We start from the raw sequence: 21,988 nt of genomic DNA, 5'->3' as shown, positions 1-21,988 counted from the left end.
GGTTGTTGAACTTCAGGTTGCGGCGCATTACGCGTGTCGTACCCGCAACAACCGCAAGGGAGCGCGGATATCCGAACACGGAAAAGGCAGGGCTATCGACATTTCCGGCTTCAAAATGGCGGATGGAGAAGTCGTGACAGTCTTGGACGGCTGGCGCAAAAATCCATCGCAAAAGCAGTTGAAAAAAGTCTGGCGTGGTGCATGCGGACCGTTTGGTACTGTATTAGGTCCGAATTCGGACCGATATCACCGCGATCATTTCCATTTGGATACGGCCCGTCATCGAAGCGGCCCGTATTGCCGCTAACGCAATATTAGCCGTGGCGCGGGGCCTAGCGGTAACGGGCCCAGCGCAACAAAACCGTCCCGAAAGTTGAGCTGAAGGTCCAGCGCATTCGGATTACCCCCCAATCCGGCGAGGAAGTTCAAGGCCCGTGTTACGGGATCAACCGCTTGATCGGGCAGGGCTCCGGCAGCATTGGCCATAGCGATCATATCCCGCCAGTTCTCGGCTTTGACAGCGATTTCTCCGGTTGGGATGCCTTGCTCATCAACATCGAGTTCTCCTGCTGCAAAGAGGCTCAACTCTCCCCACTTCATCTCGGCCAGCTGCAGATCGATTGCAACAGGCTGTGGCCTGCGTTGTTCCAGAGCGGAGCGGTCCCAAGGTTTGTCGAAAGTTACCGCCATGTCCAGTTCCAGTGTATCGAAAGCCTGGGGCAACGTAGTAGCCGATCGCATAAGGTTTCGCAGGTCGTCGCCGGGTGTAAACCCTTCGACCCGGGCTGAAATAGTGTATGCCTCAGGAAAATCAGTTTGCGCCATGACCATGAAAAGATTATCGCCGCCGGCCTGGGCATCGCCGTTTTCCGCAACCGACCATGCACCGCTGGTTACGGCCATTTTCTCCAGCACCAGCGCGACACCGGGTTGCAACTGAAGTTCTGCTTGCAACGCATCGGCTTGGATCGTGGCCGTTTGGTCAAAGTATGACAGCCGCTGTGGCGTTTCTGCGAACCGCAAAAGCTGACTGCCAGGCCAAACCGCAGGACTCTGAAACTCGATCCAGTCCGCGCTCCACGCTGTTCCGTTAACAGGATCGGCAAGGGCAGGGTTCGTAAGCCGTGTGATGTGATGCGTCGGATACCCGCCTGTTGAAACTCCGGAAAAATCGGCCTGCCAACCCTGTTCTTGCTGTTGGTCGAACCATCCGGTTAACGCCGCACGCAGGCCGTATCCAGCGATGAACCAATAAGCGCTCCAAGCAATGGCTACAAAAATCAGTACTCGTATAAGGCGGCGCATGAGAAATGCCCTTTTTCCTGCTTTGGAATTGATGTTTATAGGCGCAAACAGGCAAGGACCAGTGCAATGACAATGTGGGTTTTCGGATACGGGTCTTTGTTGTGGAATCCTGGTTTCCCGGTTGCCAGTAGCGAACGCGCCACATTGATGGGATATGCCCGGTCATTCTGCATGAGCTCGATCCATCATCGCGGAACCGAGGAGAAGCCAGGGCTGGTACTGGCTTTGGACGAGCAGCAAAATGCACGTTGCACGGGGTTGGCCTTTGCGGTCGAGGCTGGTTACGAACAACGGACATTGGATGAACTGCGAGAGCGAGAACTTATCTCGTCAGCATATCTCGAGCGGATGTTAGATGTTCATCTGGATGACGGTCGGATCGTGAACGCGGTGACTTATGTGATTGATCCTCACCACGTGCAATATTGCGGTGGGATCTCGCTAGAGGAGCAGGCCCAAATTATTGCCTACGCCATAGGCGGGCGCGGCCCAAACACAGAATATCTTTACAACACAGCAGAACATTTATCGGAAATCGGCCTGCGTGACCCTGAACTTGAGTGGTTGTCACAACGGGTGCGCAGTCTTACCGCATAAAACCTTGGCGTCCTGGACTGGTTTTCGTTAGATTTGGCGCAAAGCAGGCAAAAATCGGGAAAAACGCGCATGGCGCAGGCACAGCAAAGCGCGAGACCGCATTTCTCGCACCCTATCCGTCAAATCCTTTTGATGTTGGTGGCTATCGGCCTGTCGGGGCTGGGTGTTTTCCTGGCTTTGCCGTATGTCCTTCCTGTATTTCAGGCGAACCTGTATCTGAACGGATTCATTTTGCTTGTGTTCGTCATAGGTGTGCTTGCGTGTTTTTATCAAGTGACGCAGTTGATCGGATCGGTTCGATGGATTGAGGCTTTTGCAGGCGGTGTCGAGCGTGATGACGTGCGGCCGCCGCAATTGCTGGCGCCGCTGGCCGCTTTGCTCAGGTCGCGAGGTGCCCGTTCGCACATCAGTTCGAGTTCGGGTCGATCCATTCTAGACTCGGTGGCTGAGCGAATAGAAGAAGAGCGTGAGATCACGCGGTACATCACCAATGTTCTGATTTACCTAGGGCTTCTGGGGACGTTTTTTGGTCTGGCAACAACCGTTCCAGCCATTGTCGATACGATCCGCAGTTTAAACCCGCAGGAAGGCGAAGAAGGCCTGACGGTTTTCAACCGCTTGATGACGGGGTTGGAAGCGCAATTGCAGGGAATGGGCGTGGCATTTGGCTCGTCTCTGTTGGGGCTTGCGGGATCGTTGATCGTGGGCCTGTTGGAACTCTTTGCAGGTCACGGCCAGAACAGATTTTATCGCGAGTTGGAAGAGTGGTTGTCAGGCATCACCCGTGTTGGTTTTGGTGGTTCGGAAGAGGGTGGCGCGGAACTGGCTGTTCTTACGCCTGTCTTGGATACGATGGCAGAACAAATGGACGCCCTTCAAGATATGTTCTCGGCTCAGGAAGCGGAAAGGGCTGACGTATCCGCAAAGCTGGGTCAACTTGTTGATGTGATTGGTAATATGAATCGGCGTCAGGCCGAAAGCGAAGGTGTTACTGCGGCTCTTGAACGCGTAGCTTTGGGTCAGGACGCTCTGCTGGATCATATGCGCGAACATGGTGCAGGCGAAGGGATCGATGCGGAAAGCCGTATGCGCTTGCGGTCGATGGACGTGCAGTTGCTTCGCATCCTCGAAGAGATCTCTGCTGGTCGGCAAGACAGCATGAACGAGCTGAGAAAAGACTTTGAGCTATTGGTCAAGGCCTTGACCCTTCCCCGTGGCGCCGTTCGCACACCTCCGGAAGGAGATTAACGGATGGCCTTATCCCGACGTACTGGCCAACGTTTTCAGGGCTCGGTTTGGCCCGGTTTTGTCGACGCGATGACGGGATTGCTGATGGTTCTGACTTTTGTCCTTACCATCTTCATGATCGTGCAATTCGTATTGCGCGAAACGATATCGGGGCAGGAAGATGAGCTGACAGCTCTGTCTGACGAGGTCGCCGCCCTTGTTGGGGCTTTGGGACTGGAAGAGCGGGAAAACAGCCGCCTTCAAGCACGCCTTGGTGCATTGAACACTACGTTGACACGAGTAGAGGACGATCTGGCGCAGGCACAGACCCGTATTACGGATTTCGAGGCACAGGTCGCCGCTCTGCTGGCAGAACAACAGCAGGCGCGCGGTGATATTGCAGAACTTGAGGCGCAACGGGATGATCTTCTTTCAGAACAGGATGCGTTGAACCTGGCGCTTGCCCAAAGTCGAGATGAGATCGATGCGCAGACCGAGGCCGCAAGGCTTGCTGCCGCCAGACGCGAGGCGCTGGAGGCGTTAGTAGCCGATCTTGAGAGCAGAGATGCAACGAAGACTGCACAGATTGCTGAACTTGAGAGCAGCGATACAGTGCAAACTGCACAGATTGCTGAACTTGAACAACAGCTTTCGGATGAGGAAGCTGCACGGTTGGCCGAAGCCGCCGCCGCGGAGGCCCTGCGCGACCGATTGAAAAATGCTGATGCAGAACTGACGGCCATGACATTGGCTCTCGAAACGCAACGAAAAGAGGCTGAAGAGACGCTGACATTGCTTGCCGCGGCTCAGGCAGCCCGCGCCGAACTCGAAAGACAGTTCGGTGAATTGAAACCCGATGAGCTTAAGGCGCAGTTACAGGCGGCGCTGGAGGCGCAGTCCCAGGCGCAAGCGGACGCTGCCGAACAACGCACGCTGGCGGAAGAGCGAGCTGCCTTGCTGGCTATTGCTCAAGACACGTTGGATTCAGAAAAAGAAGCATCGACCGAAGCGCAACGACAAACGGCCTTATTGAACCAGCAGATGTCGGCATTGCGGGGTCAACTTGGATCATTGCAAGCTCTGCTGGATGACTATGAAGAGCGTAACGCGGCTGCGGAGATTCAAATTCAAACTCTGGGTCAGGATCTGAATGCCGCGCTAGCGCGAGCAGCGTCCGAAGAGCGCCGCCGCCGTTTGCTGGAAGAAGCCGAACGAATCCGTTTGCAGGAGGAAGCCGAGGCGCTTGCAGGCCAAAATCAGGAACTGACCGCACAGGCGGAAGACCTACAAAGATACCGATCTGAGTTCTTTGGCCGATTGCGTGATGTTTTGGGTGACCAGGAAGGTGTGCGAATCGAAGGCGACCGGTTTGTTTTCTCCTCCGAAGTTCTGTTCGATACGGGATCGGCGGTTCTTTCGGGCGAAGGTCAGCTTGAGGTCGCAAAGGTCGCCAACATTTTGCGCAGCGTGGCAGAAGAAATTCCCGAAGGTTTGAACTGGGTGATCCGTGTGGATGGGCACACCGACAACCAGCCATTGGGCGGGGCAGGGCGCTATCGGGACAATTGGGAGCTTAGCCAAGGGCGTGCGCTGTCCGTCGTGCGTTACATGGTTGATGCGCTTGGCATTCCACCCTCTCGGCTGGCAGCAAATGGGTTTGGCGAGTTTCAACCTGTAAATCCGGCAGACACGCCGGAGGCACGGGCACAAAACCGTCGGATTGAGCTCAAATTAACAGAGCGGTAACTGCGTTTTACTTTACAAAAAAGCCCGCCAAATCTGGCGGGCCTTATTTTGTCGGGTTTTGTGTGGTCGCTAATCCGCCGTCAATAACGGTGGTTTGTCTCCCGGAATACGCGGTTGGTCCGGGCCCAGAATTTCGAGGTTCAGCTCGCCTTTCTTGACCGAAACCCTAACAACGCCACCCTTTGCCAGTTTGCCGAACAGCAATTCTTCGGCTAGTGGTTTTTTGATGTGCTCTTGGATCACTCGACCAAGTGGACGAGCGCCCATCTTGTCGTCATATCCTTTGTCAGCCAACCACTCAGCGGCTTTTGGCGTCAGATCGATGCTTACGCCCCGATCCAGCAGTTGAGCCTCAAGCTGAAGGACGAATTTTTCGACCACTTGCAGGATGACCTCTTTCGGTAGCGGCGCAAAGGAGATTACGGCATCCAAACGGTTACGGAATTCCGGTGTGAACATACGTTCAATGGCGGCAGTATCTTCGCCTTCGCGACGATCACGTGCAAAACCGATGGCGGCCTTGGCCTGTTCCTGAGCGCCGGCGTTCGAAGTCATGATCAACACGACATTGCGGAAATTCACCGTACGGCCGTTGTGATCGGTAAGCTCACCATGATCCATCACCTGCAGCAGGATGTTGAACACGTCCGGGTGTGCTTTCTCGATCTCATCCAACAACAACACGCAGTGCGGGTGCTGGTCAACGCCATCGGTCAGTAAACCGCCCTGGTCAAAGCCGACATAACCTGGGGGTGCGCCAATCAGGCGACTGACAGCATGTTTCTCCATGTATTCCGACATGTCGAAGCGCAACAGTTCCACACCTAGCGTATCCGCCAGTTGTTTTGCTACCTCTGTCTTACCCACACCGGTTGGACCTGCGAACAAGTAGTTGCCAATGGGTTTTTCAGGCTCACGCAGACCTGCGCGGGCCAGCTTGATCGCGCTGGAAAGCGCCTCGATAGCCTCATCCTGCCCGAATACCACACGTTTCAGCGAAGCTTCGAGATCTTTCAAAACTTCAGCATCGTCTTTTGTGACGTTCTTGGGTGGGATACGCGCGATCTTGGCGACAACGGCCTCAATCTCTTTGACGCCGATGGTCTTGCGACGTTTGCTTTCGGCGACCAGGTGTTGAGCCGCACCGGCCTCATCAATCACGTCGATCGCTTTGTCCGGTAGTTTGCGGTCATTTATGTAACGCGCCGACAGCTCCACCGCGGTTTTGATTGCATCCGCAGTGTATTTAATCTCGTGATGCTTTTCGAAGTAGGGCTTCAGACCGCGCAGTATTTTTACGCTGTCTTCAACCGAAGGCTCGTTCACGTCGATCTTTTGGAAACGGCGGCTCAGCGCGCGGTCCTTTTCAAAGTGTTGACGGAACTCTTTGTAAGTGGTCGAACCCATGGTGCGCAGTTTACCGCCCTGCAGAGCAGGTTTCAGGAGGTTGGACGCGTCCATAGCGCCGCCCGAAGTCGCACCGGCGCCTATCACAGTGTGAATTTCGTCGATGAAAAGAACCGCGTCTGGATGGTCTTCCAGCTCGGTAACGACTGCTTTCAAGCGTTCCTCAAAATCACCGCGATATCGGGTCCCAGCAAGTAGGGCTCCCATGTCCAGTGAATAGATTGTTGTGTTGGACAGGACATCAGGTGCTTCACCAGCCACAATTTTGTGCGCAAGACCTTCAGCAATCGCAGTTTTGCCAACGCCGGGATCACCCACAAGCAGTGGATTGTTTTTCCGACGACGGCAAAGAACCTGAATGCAGCGCTCCACCTCGTCCGCACGACCGATCAAAGGATCTACATCGCCAGCTCGTGACTTGGCATTCAGGTCGATGCAATACTTTCCAAGCGCACTTTCCTTCTGTTCAGCGTCATTAGAGGAGGACTGCGTCTCTTCTTCGGCTTCGTCGGCACCTGTAACTGGACGGTTTTCGCCATAAGCCGGGTCTTTGGCCACACCGTGGGCGATAAAATTCACCGCGTCATAGCGCGTCATATCCTGCTCTTGCAGGAAATATGCCGCATTGCTTTCTCGCTCGGCAAAAATGGCGACCAGGACGTTCGCACCGGTCACTTCTGTTCGGCCAGAACTTTGAACGTGAATGGCAGCGCGTTGAATGACCCGCTGGAAAGCCGCTGTAGGCACTGCCTCGGACCCGTCTATGTCGGTCACAAGATTTGACAGATCTTCGTCAATGAATTCGATTAAAGTGCCACGCAGCTCGTCCAGATCTACGCTGCAGGCCTTCATAACCCGAATGGCGTCTGGCTCTTCCAGCAACGCCAGAAGAAGATGTTCCAGCGTCGCAAATTCATGTCGCCGTTCATTCGCGGCCGCCAAGGCCGCGTGTATGGCTTGTTCTAGTGTGCTCGAGAATGAAGGCACGCGGGTGCTCCTCTGTATTGGGTCGAAAAGGGCAGCAAAGGCCGCAACCCCATTACAACCATGTCCTCATACTATTAGAGTTTGGTTGATAGTGGCTCGGCTTCAAGGGTTTTCTTTCACTTGACAGTCACATTTCTTGTGACCGTGACAATGAAGATCGACAGATAGGCACTAAAATCGGTCTTTTCTAGACCGGATCTCGGCAAAAACAGATTCGGGTCGGGCATTTTTCATACCCAATTTAGCCTGAATCGCTGGATTATCCGCGCGCAGGAACGGGTTGGTGGCCTTTTCCAACGCCAATTGTGACGGGACAGTTGGTATTCCAGCGGCGCGAGCTTTGTCGATTTCAGCGATCCGTTTAATGAGCGCCGGGTTATCAGAGTCCACTGTTACCGCAAATTTTGCATTTGACTGTGTATATTCATGGCCTGAATACACCATTGTTTCATCTGGCAACGCTGCAAGTTTGCATAGGGATCCCCACATCTGGTCGGCAGTGCCTTCGAACAACCGGCCACATCCAAGTGCCATTAGGCTATCGGCTGTGAATACCGCGCTGCTTTCGGGAAAATAATATGCGATATGACCGATTGTGTGTCCGGATACATCGAATACGTGCACCCGTTCGCCGCATATCTGCAATGTCTCATCCTCGGAAACTTGAACGTCCAACGGGGGCAGTCTATGTGCATCTGTAGCCGCACCGATCACTTGGGCTGGATAATGGTCCAGAATATCAGACAGTCCGTCAACGTGATCCCAGTGGTGATGCGTAAGCAAAACGTGGTTGAGTTGCCAGCCACGAGTTGCCAATTCAGCAAGAATTGGGCCGGATTCCGGAGCGTCGATCAATGCGGTCTCACCACTTGCGTCGTTATGTGCCAGAAAGGCGTAATTGTCGCTGAGGCATGGGATGGTGATGATTTCAAGAGGCATGGTCTTTTGCCCTTTCGTTGCTAGACTGCGCACAGCTAAGCCGATTGATCGGGTGTCCGCAATGCATCTTGATGTGCAGGATCTGAGGAATTTTTACTATCGCAGCACCCTTGGGCGTGCGGCACAGGCGGCGATACGCACGCGATTGGTGGAATTGTGGCCGGAAGCCAAAGGCCAGACAGTGGCTGGGTTTGGTTTTGCTGTCCCGTTGCTGCGTCCGTATCTTGCAGATGCGCGTCGGGTAATCGGTTTGATGCCGGGGCCTCAAGGTGTGATGCCCTGGCCTGCGGGCATGCCCAATGTTTCGGTTCTGACCGAAGAAACCATGTGGCCTATTGAGACGGGGCATATTGACAAGCTCGTGGTGATGCATGGGCTGGAAACTTCGGAAAGACCCAGCCAACTGCTGGATGAATGTTGGAGGGTTTTAGGCCCGGGAGGAAGGGTTCTGTTTGTCGTGCCGAACCGCGCCGGATTTTGGTCGCGGTCCGATCGCACGCCATTCGGATTTGGTCGCCCCTATACTGCTGGCCAACTTGAAAGCCAGCTGCGCGAGCATCATTTTGCGCCAGAGAAACACTTTTCAGCATTGTATCTGCCGCCAACTTACAGAAGGTTCTGGCTGAAATCCGGCGGACTTATTGAAAAGACCGGACAGCGGATTCCAACTGTTATGGCAGGTGGGGTGCTGATGGTTGAAGCCAGTAAGCATATTCGACCGCCAAGTGGAAGCGTGACCAAAGATGCTGCAAAGCGTCCAATAAAGGCACTGGATGGATTACTGAAACCAGCCTGATTTGTGCAAAGCGAACTTTGTTAAATGGCCTTAGGATTTGTGGGAAATAGGCCTCAGGAATCGCAAAAAGCTGCACTTTCGAGACATTTTTCAAACAATCTAGGCGGCTCAAAGGGTCGCACTTGTCGTAACTTATTGAAAATAAAGTATTTGTGGATAAATGCGATACCACTATATTATATTGCTAGCTTGGTTCGGCTCTGCTACATCCCCGGTGATTTTGATCCCCGGCCTTAAGGACGGGGTGTCTTCACGCCCCCGGGGTAGCTGCCGCAACGCGAATTCGGGGCCTAAAATATCGGAAGGGTGGACGTGTCCGAACCAGCTTCGATTTCCACAGGCATTGCCGAGCGCTATGCCACAGCGATCTTCGAGATCGCCAAAGAGAACAAAGACCTCGCAGGTCTGGAAACCGGCATCAATGATCTGGCAGCAGCGTTGGGTGAAAGTGCAGAATTGCGCGACCTGATTGCTTCGCCGCTGATCTCGCGCACAGATCAAGAAGGCGCGATTACCGCGATAGCCGAAAAAATGGGTCTCCACGCGATTCTACGCAACACGCTGGGCCTGATGGCGCAAAAACGGCGCCTGTTTGTGTTACCGCAGCTGGTTCAGGTCCTTCGGGACATGTTGGCGGAGGAGCGCGGTGAAGTGACAGCGGATGTCGCTTCGGCCAAGGCTTTGACCAAGACTCAGTTGGATAAACTGTCCAAAACGCTGTCTGAGCGTGTGGGCAAATCAGTCACAATAAATGCGATCGTTGATGAAAGTCTCATCGGCGGTCTTGTCGTAAAAGTGGGCTCGCAGATGATCGACACCTCGATCCGTTCCAAGCTCAACTCCCTACAGAATGCAATGAAAGAGGTCGGATAAATGGGAATCCAAGCTGCAGAGATTTCTGCAATCCTGAAGGACCAGATCAAGAATTTTGGTCAGGAAGCCGAAGTGGCCGAGATCGGCCGCGTGCTGAGCGTCGGTGACGGGATTGCCCGTGTTTACGGCCTGGACAATGTGCAAGCCGGTGAGATGGTCGAGTTCCCCGGCGGCATCATGGGCATGGCGCTGAACCTTGAAAGCGACAACGTTGGCGTCGTTATCTTCGGTACAGACCGTGACATCAAAGAAGGCGATACGGTCAAGCGCACAAACTCGATCGTGGACGTTCCTATTGGGGACGAACTTTTGGGTCGTGTGGTTGACGGCCTGGGCAACCCGATTGATGGTAAAGGTCCAGTCAACGCAACCAAGCGTGGCGTTGCAGACGTTAAAGCCCCTGGAATTATCCCGCGTAAATCGGTCCATGAACCGATGGCGACTGGCCTCAAATCCGTTGACGCGATGATCCCGATCGGCCGTGGCCAACGTGAGCTGATCATTGGTGACCGCCAAACCGGTAAAACCGCTGTTGCTTTGGACACCATCCTAAATCAGAAAGTTTACAACGACGCAGCTGGCGACGACGAGTCGAAGAAACTGTACTGCGTATACGTTGCGGTTGGTCAAAAGCGTTCGACTGTTGCGCAGCTGGTCAAGAAACTGGAAGAGTCCGGTGCAATTGACTACTCGATCGTCGTGGCAGCAACCGCGTCTGATCCGGCGCCGATGCAGTTCCTGGCACCCTATGCCGCCACCGCGATGGCCGAGTACTTCCGTGACAACGGCCGCCACGCACTGATCATTTATGACGATCTGTCGAAACAGGCTGTGTCCTATCGCCAGATGTCGTTGCTACTGCGTCGTCCGCCCGGACGAGAAGCCTATCCTGGCGACGTTTTCTACCTCCACTCCCGCCTGCTGGAGCGTTCTGCGAAGCTGAACGAAGACTTCGGTGCAGGCTCGCTGACCGCGCTGCCGGTTATCGAAACTCAGGGCGGCGACGTTTCGGCGTTTATTCCGACCAACGTGATTTCGATCACCGACGGTCAGATTTTCCTGGAAACCGAACTGTTCTACCAGGGCATCCGTCCTGCTGTGAACACCGGTCTGTCGGTTTCGCGTGTGGGCTCTTCGGCTCAGACCGACGCGATGAAATCGGTCGCTGGTCCGGTTAAGCTGGAACTGGCTCAGTACCGCGAAATGGCTGCGTTTGCGCAGTTCGGTTCGGACCTCGACGCCGCAACCCAGCAGCTGCTGAACCGTGGTGCGCGTCTGACCGAACTGATGAAACAGCCGCAGTATTCGCCACTGACCAATGCGGAAATCGTCTGCGTCATCTTTGCTGGCACCAACGGATACCTCGACAAGATCGACGTATCGGATGTCGGCCGTTATGAAGCCGGCTTACTGGCGCATTTGCGCGGAAAGCATGCCGACCTGCTTCAGTGGATTACTGACGAAGATCCTAAGATAAAAGGTGAAGCGTCTGACAAGATCAAAGCAGCGATCGACGAATACGCCGCAACCTTCGCATAAGAGGAGGTTCTGATGCCTAGTCTGAAGGACCTTAAAAACAGGATCGAGTCGGTCAAATCGACCCGCAAGATCACAAAGGCCATGCAGATGGTCGCGGCAGCAAAATTGCGCCGCGCCCAGGAATCTGCCGAAGCCTCGCGCCCTTATGCCGAGCGGTTCAATGCCGTGATGGCGGGGTTGGCGTCTTCGGTTGGCGGCAGCGACAGCGCCCCTAAGCTGCTCCGTGGTACGGGTAGTGATGATGTCCATCTGCTGGTTGTTATGACAGCTGAACGTGGCTTGTGTGGCGGTTTCAACGCCAACATTGCCAAGCTGGCCCGCGCCAAAGCAGAAGAACTGCGCGGCAAAGGCAAGACGGTTAAGATATTGACTGTTGGCAAAAAGGGCCGCGACGCGCTTAAGCGTGACTTTAGCGATCTGTTTGTAGGACATATCGACCTGAGCGAGGTCAAGCGAATTGGTTATGTCAATGCGCAGGACATTGCAAAGGACATTCTGTTCCGCTTTGACGGAGATGAGTTCGACGTTGCAACGATCTTCTACGCGAAGTTCCAAAACGTCGTTACCCAAATCCCGACCGCGCAACAGGTCATCCCCGCTTCGTTCGAAGAAACTGAGGGGGACGAAAGTGGCGCTGTTTTCGATTACGAGCCAAGCGAAGAGGCCATTCTGGCCGAACTGCTGCCCAAGGGGGTTGCGACCGCAATCTTCTCGGCTCTGCTCGAAAACGGAGCGTCTGAACAAGGTGCACGGATGTCCGCGATGGACAACGCGACGCGCAATGCGGGTGAAATGATCGACAAGCTGACGATCCAGTTCAACCGTTCGCGTCAGGCTGTGATCACCAACGAGTTGATTGAAATTATTTCCGGCGCCGAAGCGCTGTAAGAAAACCGGAGACGAAACATGGCGAATGCAAAAGGCAAAGTCACACAGATCATCGGGGCCGTCGTCGACGTACACTTCGAAGATCAGCTGCCTGAAATTCTGAACGCGCTGGAAACCGAAAACAACGGCAAGCGTCTGGTACTGGAAGTTGCCCAGCACCTGGGTGAAAACACTGTCCGCACCATTGCGATGGATGCAACCGAAGGATTGGTTCGAGGCGCCGACGTGACAGATACTGGCGGTCCGATTTCGGTTCCGGTGGGTAACGCCACCCTGGGTCGAATCCTGAACGTCGTCGGTGAGCCTATCGACGAAAAGGGTGACGTAGCTGCGACTGAAACCCGCGCGATTCACCAACCGGCACCCGAGTTCGACGAACAGTCGACCGAGTCGGAAATTCTGGTCACCGGTATCAAGGTTGTTGACCTGCTGGCCCCTTACGCCAAGGGCGGTAAGATCGGTCTGTTCGGCGGCGCTGGTGTGGGTAAAACCGTTCTGATCATGGAACTGATCAACAATATCGCGAAAGTGCACTCGGGCTTCTCGGTGTTCGCGGGAGTTGGTGAACGGACCCGTGAAGGGAACGACCTGTACCACGAGATGATTGAATCGAACGTTATCAAGCCGGACAACCTGTCGGAATCGCAGGTGGCGCTTGTTTACGGTCAAATGAACGAACCTCCTGGAGCACGTGCCCGCGTTGCTCTGACCGGTTTGACCCTGGCGGAGCAGTTCCGCGATCAGTCCGGTACTGACGTTCTGTTCTTCGTCGACAACATTTTCCGCTTCACGCAGGCAGGTTCTGAGGTGTCAGCCCTACTGGGCCGTATTCCTTCGGCGGTGGGTTACCAGCCGACTTTGGCCACTGACATGGGCGCTCTGCAAGAGCGTATTACTTCGACCAAAGCTGGTTCGATTACGTCGGTTCAGGCCATTTACGTGCCTGCGGACGACTTGACTGACCCTGCGCCAGCGACTTCATTCGCTCACTTGGATGCAACAACTGTTCTTAACCGCGCGATCTCGGAAAAGGGTATCTACCCTGCGGTTGATCCGCTTGACTCGACCTCGCGTCTTCTTGACCCGGCGATCGTTGGAGAAGAGCACTACAAGGTTGCGACTGACGTTCAGCAAATCCTCCAGCGCTACAAATCACTGCAGGACATCATCGCCATCCTTGGCATGGACGAACTGTCGGAAGAGGACAAATTGACAGTGGCGCGTGCCCGTAAAATCGAACGCTTCCTGTCGCAGCCATTCGACGTTGCCGAAGTCTTCACTGGATCGCCTGGTGTTCAGGTCCCGCTGGATGTTACCATTTCCTCGTTCAAAGCTGTTGTGGCTGGCGAATACGATCACCTTCCCGAAGCGGCCTTCCTTATGGTCGGTGGCATCGACGAAGTTATTGCCAAGGCGGAGAAGATGGCCGCAGAAGCCGCCTAAGGAGAATCCCTGATGGCAAACACCATGCAATTCGACCTTGTTAGCCCGGAGCGGAGCCTTGCTTCGCTTGCGGCTACAGCGGTTCAGCTTCCCGGCGCGGATGGGGACATGACGGCGATGCCGGATCACGCCCCCACCATTACGACGCTACGACCTGGCATTCTGAAAGTTGATGCACCTGAAGGTTCCAGCGAGTATCTGGTCACCGGTGGCTTTGCGCAAATCAATGGCGATGGCCTCTCGGTTCTGGCAGAGAAAGCGATTCCGGTTGCAGAAGTGACCCGCTCGCATCTGGATGAATTGATCGCCGAGGCGCGCGCGTCGCACGATGCAGCCAAGAATGGCGATGATCAAACCATCGTTGATGATGCTGCGAAGATGCTAGCTGATATGGAAGCCTTGGGAACGCATATGAGCCTGTAAAGGCACTCAAAAAGTGGACATTATTGAAAGGGCCCTGCAATAGCGGGGCCCTTTTTTGCTGATCACATTGGTGGGAAAAATTTCGGTATCGTTTTGAAGACATGTCGACGCCGCGCTGGAAACTCAAATTGTTTCCCTTGCCTTGGAACGTTGTCGAGATGTTTCCGCGAAACTAGGCTAGGCCGGTTGGACGCTCACTGGTTGGGTCAACGAAATTTGAGAAGCAATGACTCTACAAAACGCTGAAATGGTTACGCATTTCCGGTATTTCCGTGATTCCGGCTAAAGGGAACAGTTATTGTAAGTAGACGATGTTTCAAGTGAATATCTGATGACACCCTAGATATCATCGATGAAGGAAATGGAGCACTTTGATTATCAAATAAGACGTATAACGTCCTATATACACCTAAGACGGAAGCGACATAAAATAACAAAGGAGAAGTGTTATGTCGCCTGTTACAGTTTTGGTCCCAATCAAACTCGCCGAGGGTAAAACAGAAGCAGATTTGCTGGCCGCATCCCAGACTTTTCAGAAAGAATTCGTCGCGCACGAGCCCGGAGTATTACGTCGTGAACTCGTCCGTAAACCAGACGGCACCTATCTGGAAATCATACAGTTCAAAAGCTCGGAAGATTTCCAAGATGTCCTGAAAAAGGAAATGGAGTCACCTGTATGCGCACAGTTCTTTTCTGTAATGGATCTCAGCGACTATGACCCCGAGGCCGAAATGGACTTGAACGTCTCGCTCGAAACATATTGATTTAATCAGTCGGCGGCCATCAAACGGCGGCCGCCGGCCAAATTGCGACGATCAATCCATATGATACAGCGACTCGTAGATTGGTGTCAGCGTCTTATCCTCGAACAGCGAAGAAACACTCGTACCATTCCAGATGTTGAGGATCGCTTGGGTAAAGATCGGGGCAGTAGGCACGATGCGGATGTTCGAGGCGCCTGCGACTTCAGGTCTAGGTTGGATTGTGTCCGTCAGAACCAGAGATTTCATGACCGAGTTGGTCACACGTTCAACCGCCGGACCGCTCATCACGCCATGTGTAATGTACGAATGTACTTCACTTGCACCATTATCGATTAGCACCTGAGCGGCTTTGCAGAGCGTTCCAGCGGTGTCGCACATGTCGTCAACGATAAGGCAGATTTTGTCTTTTACGTCGCCGATCACTGTCATTTCGGCCACTTCCCCTGCTTTTTCCCGTCGCTTGTCAACAATAGACAAGGGGGCTTCGATCCGTTTTGCCAGCTCGCGGGCACGAGCCACACCGCCAACGTCAGGCGATACAACCATCAGGTCTTCCATTCGGCCTTTGAACTGAGTTTTTACGTCCAGCGCAAAGATCGGTGACGCATAAAGATTGTCGACGGGAATATCGAAGAAGCCTTGAATTTGCGCCGCATGCAGATCCATGGTCAAAACCCGCTCAATTCCTGCGCCAGTCAACATATTCGCGACTAGCTTGGCGCTGATTGGTGTTCGGGCTTTGGTACGGCGATCCTGCCGGGCATAGCCGAAATAAGGAATCACAGCAGTAATCCGCGAAGCCGAAGATCGGCGCAGGGCATCTGCGATAATCAGTAGCTCCATCAGGTTGTCGTTTGCCGGGTTTGAGGTCGGCTGGACAATGAACATATCCTCGCCGCGGACGTTTTCGAAAACTTCGACAAATATCTCACCGTCATTGAACCTTTCAACCCTTGCATCAACTAGGCCTTGGTCAACGCCGCGATGCAGGCTCATACGTCGTGCTATGGTTTCGGCAAGCGGAAGATTGGCGTTCCCAGCAATTAGCTTGGGTTCGTGAAGTGTCGGCATCGGCTGATTATCCCCGGCAGCAATGGCTATGTGACAGATTCGTGATGTTGACACCGCTTAGCATGGCCTTACCGTCCCGCAAAGATAACGCAGCGGAGAAATTGAACATGGCCCAGATTGACTACTTTTTTGCGACACTGTCGCCGTATACTTATTTGGCAGGAACAAGGCTGGAAGAGATTGCCGCAAAACATGGTGCGACGATCAACTACAAACCGCTGGATATCATCGCGTTGTTTGGTCGCACCGGAGGGACCCCACCCAAAGACAGGCATATTTCGCGGATCGAATACCGGGCACAAGAGTTATTGCGTCAGTCAAAAAATCTTGGGATGGATTTCAATTTGCAACCAGCACATTGGCCGACCAACGCTGCACCGTCATCCTATGCGGTGATTGCCGCGATTAAGGATGGATCAGGCGACGTCGGTAAACTTTGCCACTCGCTTTTGCGGGCGTGCTGGGCCGAGGAAAAAGACATTGCCGACGACGCGGTCATTCGTGATTGCCTTGAAAAAGCAGGCTTTGACCCGAATCTTGCCGACAGTGGTCTTTTGGTTGGTGCGGAAACCTATGCAGCCAATTTGGAAGAGGCTGTAGACAGGGGAGTCTTTGGCGCGCCCTTTTACATCACCCCGGATGACCAGAGGTTTTGGGGGCAGGATCGTCTGGACGATTTGGACCGGCACTTGGCCGAGATGAAGTAGTCCCTGTTTTCGGACGTATTAAACCGAACAACTGATCAGGTAGGGGGTAAAGCCCCTTACCCCTGCAACAGGCTCAAAAATTGATCGATCTGCTCGTTTGTAATGGACCAGTCACAAACCAATCTGCATGTCAGCAATTCTTCTTCGTCAGAGCCATCTAGCGTACCGGCCCACAAATGGTAAACCGCACCAGCCTGGTGAAGGCGTTTGTGCTGTTTACGAGTAAGGTTTGCAAAAATCATGTTGGCGTGCGGTTCATACGGAAATTCAGCACCCGCGTCGCGTAGGCCATTTGCTAGCCTGTTACAATTGGCGTTGGCCTGACGCGCGGACTTCAGCCAAAGATCATCTTTTAGATAGGCTGCCATCTGCGCCGACAAATAGCGATGTTTCGAAAACAGATGTGCCCCGCGCTTTCGGCGCAACTCGAATTCCCAGGCTTTACTTTCGTCAAAGAACACAACGGCTTCGACCCCCATCAGCCCATTTTTTGTACCGCCAAAACTAACCGCGTCAACTCCGGCCTTCCATGTCATATCTGCGGGCGAGCAATTCAGCGCGACTAAGGCGTTAGAAAATCGGGCACCATCCAAATGAACGGGCAGGTTGAATTCCTTGGCTACCGAGCAAAGTGCTTGCAGCTCTTCCAGAGTATACACCGTTCCCCGTTCCGTTACCTGAGTGATCGAAACCGGTCCACGTTGCGGCCCGTGCACGCCACGGGTTTCTTCGCCAGTGATGGATTGGCGCAGGGCATCGGGCGCCATTCTGTCGCCGCCAGGCACGAGGGTCAGTTTTGCGCCGCTGTAAAATTCCGGCGCGTTGCACTCATCCTCGTGTATATGAGCTACGGGAGAGCAGAATACCGTCTCCCATGGTTTGGAAAGAGTGGCCAGAGCCAGAGAATTCGCTGCGGTGCCAGTAGCAACCAAATAAACCGCCGCGCCGGGGGCCTCGAATATCCCGCGAATTCGATCTCGAACTTCGTTCATCAAAGTGTCGGCGCCATAGGCCATCTGATAGCCATCATTTGCTTTGGCCAGGGCAGCCAGAACTTCGGGATGAACTGGACCGGAATTGTCAGAGGCGAAATGCATTAGGTCGGCTCCTCAATAATGTAATCTTCCCATTCCTCTGTGGGGGTCTCAAATTCCGAGACAGTGCGACGTTGAACCGAGATTCCGGCTTTGTGAACGCTGTTCGGCGTACCAGACAATAACGGGTGCCAATCATAAAGGGGCCTGCCTTCCCACAAAAGACGGTAGGCGCAAGTTTGCGGCAGCCAGTAGGCGTGATCGTCGATATTGTCCGGCCTCATTACGATGCACTCCGGCACAAATTGATGCCGAATATCGTATTGGGTGCAGCGACAGGTCTCATCATCAAATAAGCGGCAGGCTACGCAAGTAAGCGCAACCTCACCGGTATCCTCATCTTCAAGCTTGTTCAGACAGCACTTCCCGCACCCGTCGCACAGCGCCTCCCATTCCTTCGGGCTCATCTTCTGCAGGGGCTTACGCTCCCAAAACTTTGGGGTCAGGCCAGATCGATCAATCGGATCAGCTGTCATAGAGCCGCCAGAATATCTTGGGCTTGCGCGCAGTCGTCATTCATTCTTGCGATCAAATTATCAAGTCCGTCGAAAGTCATTTCCGGCCTCAGATATTCAACTAAAGCAACGGATAGAGTCGCGCCGTAGAGATCGCCCGAGAAGTCAAAAAGATAGGTCTCAATATTTGGAATTTCGCCTTTAAACATGGGTCGAGTGCCAACAGACGCTGCGCCGCAATAGCTGCCCTGATGCGGTCCGCCAAGAACGTCAACCAATACGGCGTACACTCCGAATCTTGGCGGGTGGAGTCCTTCGATTGACATATTAGCGGTTGGAAATCCAAGCTCACGCCCGCGCTGCTCGCCACCGATTACTTCGCCTTCAATCCGGTGCCAATGTCCGAGCATAGCTGCAGCATCACGCGGCCTCCCGTCGCTCAATGCCTCCCGAATTGCTGTCGACGACACAACGTTTTCCGAACGTTCTTTCAGCGGAGCAATGGTTACCCCAAAGTCCATTTCCTGCCCAAACTTCACCAAGTCGGCCGCTGTCCCACTCCTTGCCTTGCCAAAGCAGAAATCGGCCCCAACGACCACGTGCGACAAGCCTAATCCGTTGCATATCACGTTTTGTGCAAATTCTTTAGGTGTGAGCCCGGCGAGCCCAGCATTAAACGGTAGCTCGTACAGCTTTTGGACACCCAACTTTTCCAATCGGTGTGCCCGGGCATTGCCACGCATCAAGCGAAATGGAGGCGCGTCAGGCGCAAAAAATTCACGTGGGTGTGGTTCAAAGGTCAGAACACCCAGTGGCGCATCCGGCGCCACATTGCGAGCCATTTCAATTACTGACCGATGGCCTAAATGCACCCCATCGAAATTCCCGATCGCTACGCTTGCGCCTCGATTCTCTGGCTCGACAAACTGAAAGTCACGGATGATCTGCATAACGACTGCCTAGCGGGACTGAGAACAGGGTTCAAGCATCTCATTGCGCTGAGCACACTCCGAAATTTGCATTTGTGGCGCAAAACCCAAACTATCTGTCTTATCGACCAACTTTGAAAGGATAATCCATCCGCAATGGGTAAACCTGCGGGGTCTAAAGCGCCCAAAACAACGTTGTTTTGTCCGAAAATCAGTCGAACTTGCGAGAAGGTGCCAGCACCATGGCTTCGCCAACCAATACCTTCTTGCCATCAACCGAACAATGGCAATCCAGCTTAACCCGGCGCTTGGAAAAGTCGATATCGATCACTTTGACCTCGGCATAAACCATGTCTCCGGGGCGAACGGGTGCGAGGAACTTCAGGGATTGGCCCATATACACCGTTCCGTGGCCGGGAAGCTGTTCGCCAATTACGGCTGATATCAAACCGGCTGTTAGCATGCCATGAGCAATACGACCTTCAAAAATCGTGTCGCGCGCGTAGTCATCGTCCAGATGCACAGGGTTTCTGTCGGTCGAGATCTGCGCAAACATCTCGATATCTTCGTCGGTTACTACTTTGCACAGGTACCGGGTCATACCCATTTCGATGTCTTCTATGCAGATCGTCCCGCGAGGAAGATTGTCCAACATGATGCCCTCATCAAGAATCGTATGAGCAACAAAAGACCGTCAATTGTGCTCTGTTGGCAACTTTATTACTTCGCAACTGCAGAAAATCAAGTCTTTTTTATCTACCGCAAACGCCCAATCGAGTAAGTTGGATTGATATTTTCTTTTTCGTTGTGGGATCTTAAGGCATCTTCGTTGGGGTGGAGCGACGTTTTCGTTTCTACAGCGGATAATCCGCCAGTAATGAACAAGGAATCGAGGCCTTCGCCCATGCCGCCAGCAATATCAGTTTGCGGCCCGTCTCCGATCACAAGAATATCTGAGTCCGCAATGTCTGCCCCGAGTTCCAATAGCCTGCGCCTCGCCAGATCATAGATAGGCGGATGTGGTTTTCCAAAATACAGACTCTCACCGCCCATCTCGATGTAAAGCTTTGCCAACGCCCCCGCGCACCATTCGCGTACCTCGCCGCGGTCAACGACGATATCGGGGTTCGCGCAAAGTAACTTCATGTCCTTCTGTTTGGCATAAAGGAAGTCCGGTCTGTTTACCGCCGGGTCTGCCATTGGATCAAAAGGTCCGCAGCAGACGATCCCGTCAGCCTGGTCAAGTGGTACACGTTCAATATGCAATGGATGATCCAGCAGTTTCAGCGGTTCAAAGAAACCGGCGTCTCGTTCCCATTCGCCCATAAAATAGACTTTTTCACCGACCGCGCCGCGAAACATTGCTGACCTCGCCGAGTCGCCACTTGTAGCGATGGTATCATAAGTGTCGCGCGGCACATTGAATTGGACAAGTTGTTCTGCAACACCTGCGCGGGGCTTAGGGGAATTGGTCACCAGAACTACACGACCACCTGTTGCGCGATAGGCTTGCAATGCTGCTACGGCCTCGGGATAGGCTGTAATACCATTGTGAACGCAGCCCCACAAATCGACAAAGAGTGCTTTGTATCGATTGGAGATTTCCGAAAGCGTGGAGATGATTTGGGTCATGGGTTCCTCATGGGGCGGGACGTATCATGTACCGATCCCTATGACAGAGGCTTCTATGATTGGCTATAGGAGGCCTTGTTATCTTCCGCACAACAACAGAAATTTTTTGGCACTCAGAAAGACTTACGAGAAATCTTTTTTCATCATGCTGAATAGGCTTTCGCGCGCGCGGATGCATTAAGAAGACTAAGCGCCCATGTAGGGCGCTTTGAGGTCGCGTATTACACTTTAAGGTTTGGTATGATTTGTTTCTTCCGGCTCATGATGCCCGGCAGAACAACAGAGTCGCCTTCCACCGTCACGCCAAAGCTCTTTTGAGCCACTGATTTGACCACGTCGTTGGGCACCAACAAGGTTGCCTCTTCATTCAGGATGTCGACAACGAACAAAAGGACTTGATCGACACCGTCTTCTTTCGACACCTCGATCATAGTTTCCGCCAAGCTCGCCTTTCGATCCAGTACGACACCAGGCGCGGTAGTTTCCAGAACTGAGACTCGGAACTTGGTTCCATCGACCTCATATTCCTTGCTATCCATTCGGATCAACTCGGCGTCCGAGAAAGAAGAGACATCGGATTTTGCCGCAAACATCTCAGCGGCATAGGACGAGATATCTAATCCAAGTTCCGCTGCAAGGCTCTCGGCCACTTTACGATCGTGCGGGGTGGTTGTGGGTGAGCGGAACTCCAGAGTGTCGGACAGGATGCAAGTCAGCGCTGCGCCCTTGGCCCAGTCAGGCATTTTAGCCGCGTCTTCGCCCATCAAATCAACCAGAATGGTCGCTGTACATGCAAGTGGGCGTACGGTGATGTCGATCGGGCCCTTCGTTTCCAGCCCACCAACCAACTTGTGGTGGTCGATGATCGCGCGGATATCAGCTTGGTTTATGTTGTCGGGCAACTCTGCTGGATTGTTCGTATCAACGATGACAACAGGCGCGCTTTCGGTAACCTCGTTGATAATGCGTGGCTTTGGCAGATCCCAACGATCCAGCATGAAAGCAGCTTCGGTGTTGGGTTCGCCCAACAGCACGGCTTCGGCCTGTTCGCCTTTTACTTCGTTCAGATACCAAGCCCAAACTATAGGAGAACCAGTCGAGTCAGTGTCGGGTGATTTATGGCCAAAAACTTGGATTGTCATATCAGTGTCCTGAGGATGTACGAT

General features: G+C 53.6%; 22 protein-coding genes. 12 read left to right on the top strand and 10 right to left on the bottom strand.

Annotated elements, in window-relative coordinates; translation table 11 throughout:
* Positions 1–307 (top strand): extensin-like domain-containing protein (locus AC2FNV_RS15080; protein ID WP_496773750.1); only part of this gene is annotated, 307 nt, incomplete at its 5' end.
* On the opposite strand, the gene AC2FNV_RS15075 is transcribed toward AC2FNV_RS15080, so the two are convergent.
* A complete protein-coding gene (locus AC2FNV_RS15075) occupies positions 304–1,305 on the bottom strand; it encodes a DUF2125 domain-containing protein (RefSeq protein WP_170607303.1) in 1,002 nt (333 codons plus the stop codon). The genes AC2FNV_RS15080 and AC2FNV_RS15075 overlap by 4 nt on opposite strands.
* Before the next feature lie 66 nt (positions 1,306–1,371).
* On the opposite strand from AC2FNV_RS15075, the gene AC2FNV_RS15070 reads away from it, so the two are divergent.
* The 3 genes from AC2FNV_RS15070 to AC2FNV_RS15060 all read left to right on the top strand — a co-directional run bounded on the left by AC2FNV_RS15070 (position 1,372) and on the right by AC2FNV_RS15060 (position 4,875).
* On the top strand, positions 1,372–1,902 hold the full coding sequence (locus AC2FNV_RS15070) for a gamma-glutamylcyclotransferase (protein ID WP_170607301.1): 531 nt from the start codon (positions 1,372–1,374) through the stop codon (positions 1,900–1,902).
* A gap of 69 nt (positions 1,903–1,971) precedes the next feature.
* Entirely contained in the window at positions 1,972–3,150 is a 1,179-nt protein-coding gene (locus tag AC2FNV_RS15065; RefSeq protein WP_170607299.1) for a biopolymer transporter ExbB, read from the top strand.
* A 3-nt stretch (positions 3,151–3,153) separates the two neighbouring features.
* Entirely contained in the window at positions 3,154–4,875 is a 1,722-nt protein-coding gene (locus tag AC2FNV_RS15060) for a peptidoglycan -binding protein (RefSeq protein ID WP_170607297.1), read from the top strand.
* A 69-nt stretch (positions 4,876–4,944) separates the two neighbouring features.
* Here the strand turns inward: AC2FNV_RS15060 and clpA are convergent, their stop codons facing one another.
* Both clpA and gloB read right to left on the bottom strand, forming a co-directional pair.
* The gene (gene clpA, locus AC2FNV_RS15055) at positions 4,945–7,269 is read right to left on the bottom strand and encodes an ATP-dependent Clp protease ATP-binding subunit ClpA (RefSeq protein WP_170478353.1); all 2,325 of its coding nucleotides are present in this window, start codon (positions 7,267–7,269) and stop codon (positions 4,945–4,947) included.
* A gap of 171 nt (positions 7,270–7,440) precedes the next feature.
* The gene (gene gloB / locus AC2FNV_RS15050) at positions 7,441–8,208 is read right to left on the bottom strand and encodes a hydroxyacylglutathione hydrolase (protein WP_170478356.1); all 768 of its coding nucleotides are present in this window, start codon (positions 8,206–8,208) and stop codon (positions 7,441–7,443) included.
* 61 nt (positions 8,209–8,269) lie between these two features.
* On the opposite strand from gloB, the gene AC2FNV_RS15045 reads away from it, so the two are divergent.
* The 7 genes from AC2FNV_RS15045 to AC2FNV_RS15015 all read left to right on the top strand — a co-directional run bounded on the left by AC2FNV_RS15045 (position 8,270) and on the right by AC2FNV_RS15015 (position 14,934).
* Entirely contained in the window at positions 8,270–9,004 is a 735-nt protein-coding gene (locus AC2FNV_RS15045; protein WP_170478360.1) for a class I SAM-dependent methyltransferase, read from the top strand.
* A gap of 312 nt (positions 9,005–9,316) precedes the next feature.
* Positions 9,317–9,877 (top strand): F0F1 ATP synthase subunit delta, encoded by a 561-nt coding sequence (locus AC2FNV_RS15040; RefSeq protein WP_170607295.1) that lies wholly within the window; start codon positions 9,317–9,319, stop codon positions 9,875–9,877.
* Positions 9,878–11,416, top strand: a complete 1,539-nt coding sequence (gene atpA, locus AC2FNV_RS15035; RefSeq protein WP_170478365.1) for a F0F1 ATP synthase subunit alpha — start codon at positions 9,878–9,880, stop codon at positions 11,414–11,416.
* 12 nt (positions 11,417–11,428) lie between these two features.
* On the top strand, positions 11,429–12,304 hold the full coding sequence (locus tag AC2FNV_RS15030; protein WP_170607293.1) for a F0F1 ATP synthase subunit gamma: 876 nt from the start codon (positions 11,429–11,431) through the stop codon (positions 12,302–12,304).
* Positions 12,305–12,322: 18 nt separating this feature from the next.
* Positions 12,323–13,747 (top strand): F0F1 ATP synthase subunit beta, encoded by a 1,425-nt coding sequence (gene atpD / locus AC2FNV_RS15025; RefSeq protein WP_170478371.1) that lies wholly within the window; start codon positions 12,323–12,325, stop codon positions 13,745–13,747.
* Between the two features lie 12 nt (positions 13,748–13,759).
* Positions 13,760–14,170: a F0F1 ATP synthase subunit epsilon gene (locus AC2FNV_RS15020; protein ID WP_170607291.1), complete on the top strand. Its 411-nt coding sequence runs from the start codon at positions 13,760–13,762 to the stop codon at positions 14,168–14,170.
* Positions 14,171–14,619: 449 nt separating this feature from the next.
* Complete coding sequence (locus AC2FNV_RS15015; protein WP_170478377.1) at positions 14,620–14,934, top strand: hypothetical protein; 315 nt, start codon at positions 14,620–14,622, stop codon at positions 14,932–14,934.
* Between the two features lie 51 nt (positions 14,935–14,985).
* On the opposite strand, the gene AC2FNV_RS15010 is transcribed toward AC2FNV_RS15015, so the two are convergent.
* Positions 14,986–16,005 carry a ribose-phosphate pyrophosphokinase gene (locus AC2FNV_RS15010; RefSeq protein WP_170478380.1) on the bottom strand — a complete coding sequence of 340 codons (1,020 nt, stop codon included), beginning with the start codon at positions 16,003–16,005 and terminating at the stop codon, positions 14,986–14,988.
* 107 nt (positions 16,006–16,112) lie between these two features.
* On the opposite strand from AC2FNV_RS15010, the gene AC2FNV_RS15005 reads away from it, so the two are divergent.
* Positions 16,113–16,712 carry a 2-hydroxychromene-2-carboxylate isomerase gene (locus tag AC2FNV_RS15005; RefSeq protein WP_170607289.1) on the top strand — a complete coding sequence of 200 codons (600 nt, stop codon included), beginning with the start codon at positions 16,113–16,115 and terminating at the stop codon, positions 16,710–16,712.
* A 56-nt stretch (positions 16,713–16,768) separates the two neighbouring features.
* Here AC2FNV_RS15005 and AC2FNV_RS15000 read toward each other — a convergent pair whose 3' ends face one another.
* The 6 genes from AC2FNV_RS15000 to AC2FNV_RS14975 form a co-directional block, all read right to left on the bottom strand.
* Positions 16,769–17,809 (bottom strand): threonine aldolase family protein, encoded by a 1,041-nt coding sequence (locus tag AC2FNV_RS15000; protein WP_170607287.1) that lies wholly within the window; start codon positions 17,807–17,809, stop codon positions 16,769–16,771.
* Positions 17,809–18,282 carry a YcgN family cysteine cluster protein gene (locus AC2FNV_RS14995; protein WP_170478388.1) on the bottom strand — a complete coding sequence of 158 codons (474 nt, stop codon included), beginning with the start codon at positions 18,280–18,282 and terminating at the stop codon, positions 17,809–17,811. The genes AC2FNV_RS15000 and AC2FNV_RS14995 overlap by 1 nt, the downstream gene beginning before the upstream one ends.
* Positions 18,279–19,211, bottom strand: coding sequence for a bifunctional riboflavin kinase/FAD synthetase (locus AC2FNV_RS14990; RefSeq protein WP_170607285.1), 933 nt, complete (start codon positions 19,209–19,211; stop codon positions 18,279–18,281). Before AC2FNV_RS14990 ends, AC2FNV_RS14995 begins: the two co-directional genes overlap by 4 nt.
* Before the next feature lie 190 nt (positions 19,212–19,401).
* A complete protein-coding gene (locus AC2FNV_RS14985) occupies positions 19,402–19,845 on the bottom strand; it encodes a MaoC family dehydratase (protein ID WP_170607283.1) in 444 nt (147 codons plus the stop codon).
* A 101-nt stretch (positions 19,846–19,946) separates the two neighbouring features.
* Positions 19,947–20,822: an HAD family hydrolase gene (locus AC2FNV_RS14980; protein ID WP_496773743.1), complete on the bottom strand. Its 876-nt coding sequence runs from the start codon at positions 20,820–20,822 to the stop codon at positions 19,947–19,949.
* A gap of 221 nt (positions 20,823–21,043) precedes the next feature.
* Complete coding sequence (locus tag AC2FNV_RS14975) at positions 21,044–21,964, bottom strand: manganese-dependent inorganic pyrophosphatase (RefSeq protein ID WP_170607279.1); 921 nt, start codon at positions 21,962–21,964, stop codon at positions 21,044–21,046.
* Positions 21,965–21,988 lie beyond the last annotated feature (24 nt).

It is taken from the genome of Ruegeria sp. BHSA163, assembly GCF_059613365.1.
The sequence above is the reverse complement of the archived record's forward strand: the minus strand, read 5'-3'. Positions and strand labels throughout refer to the sequence as shown.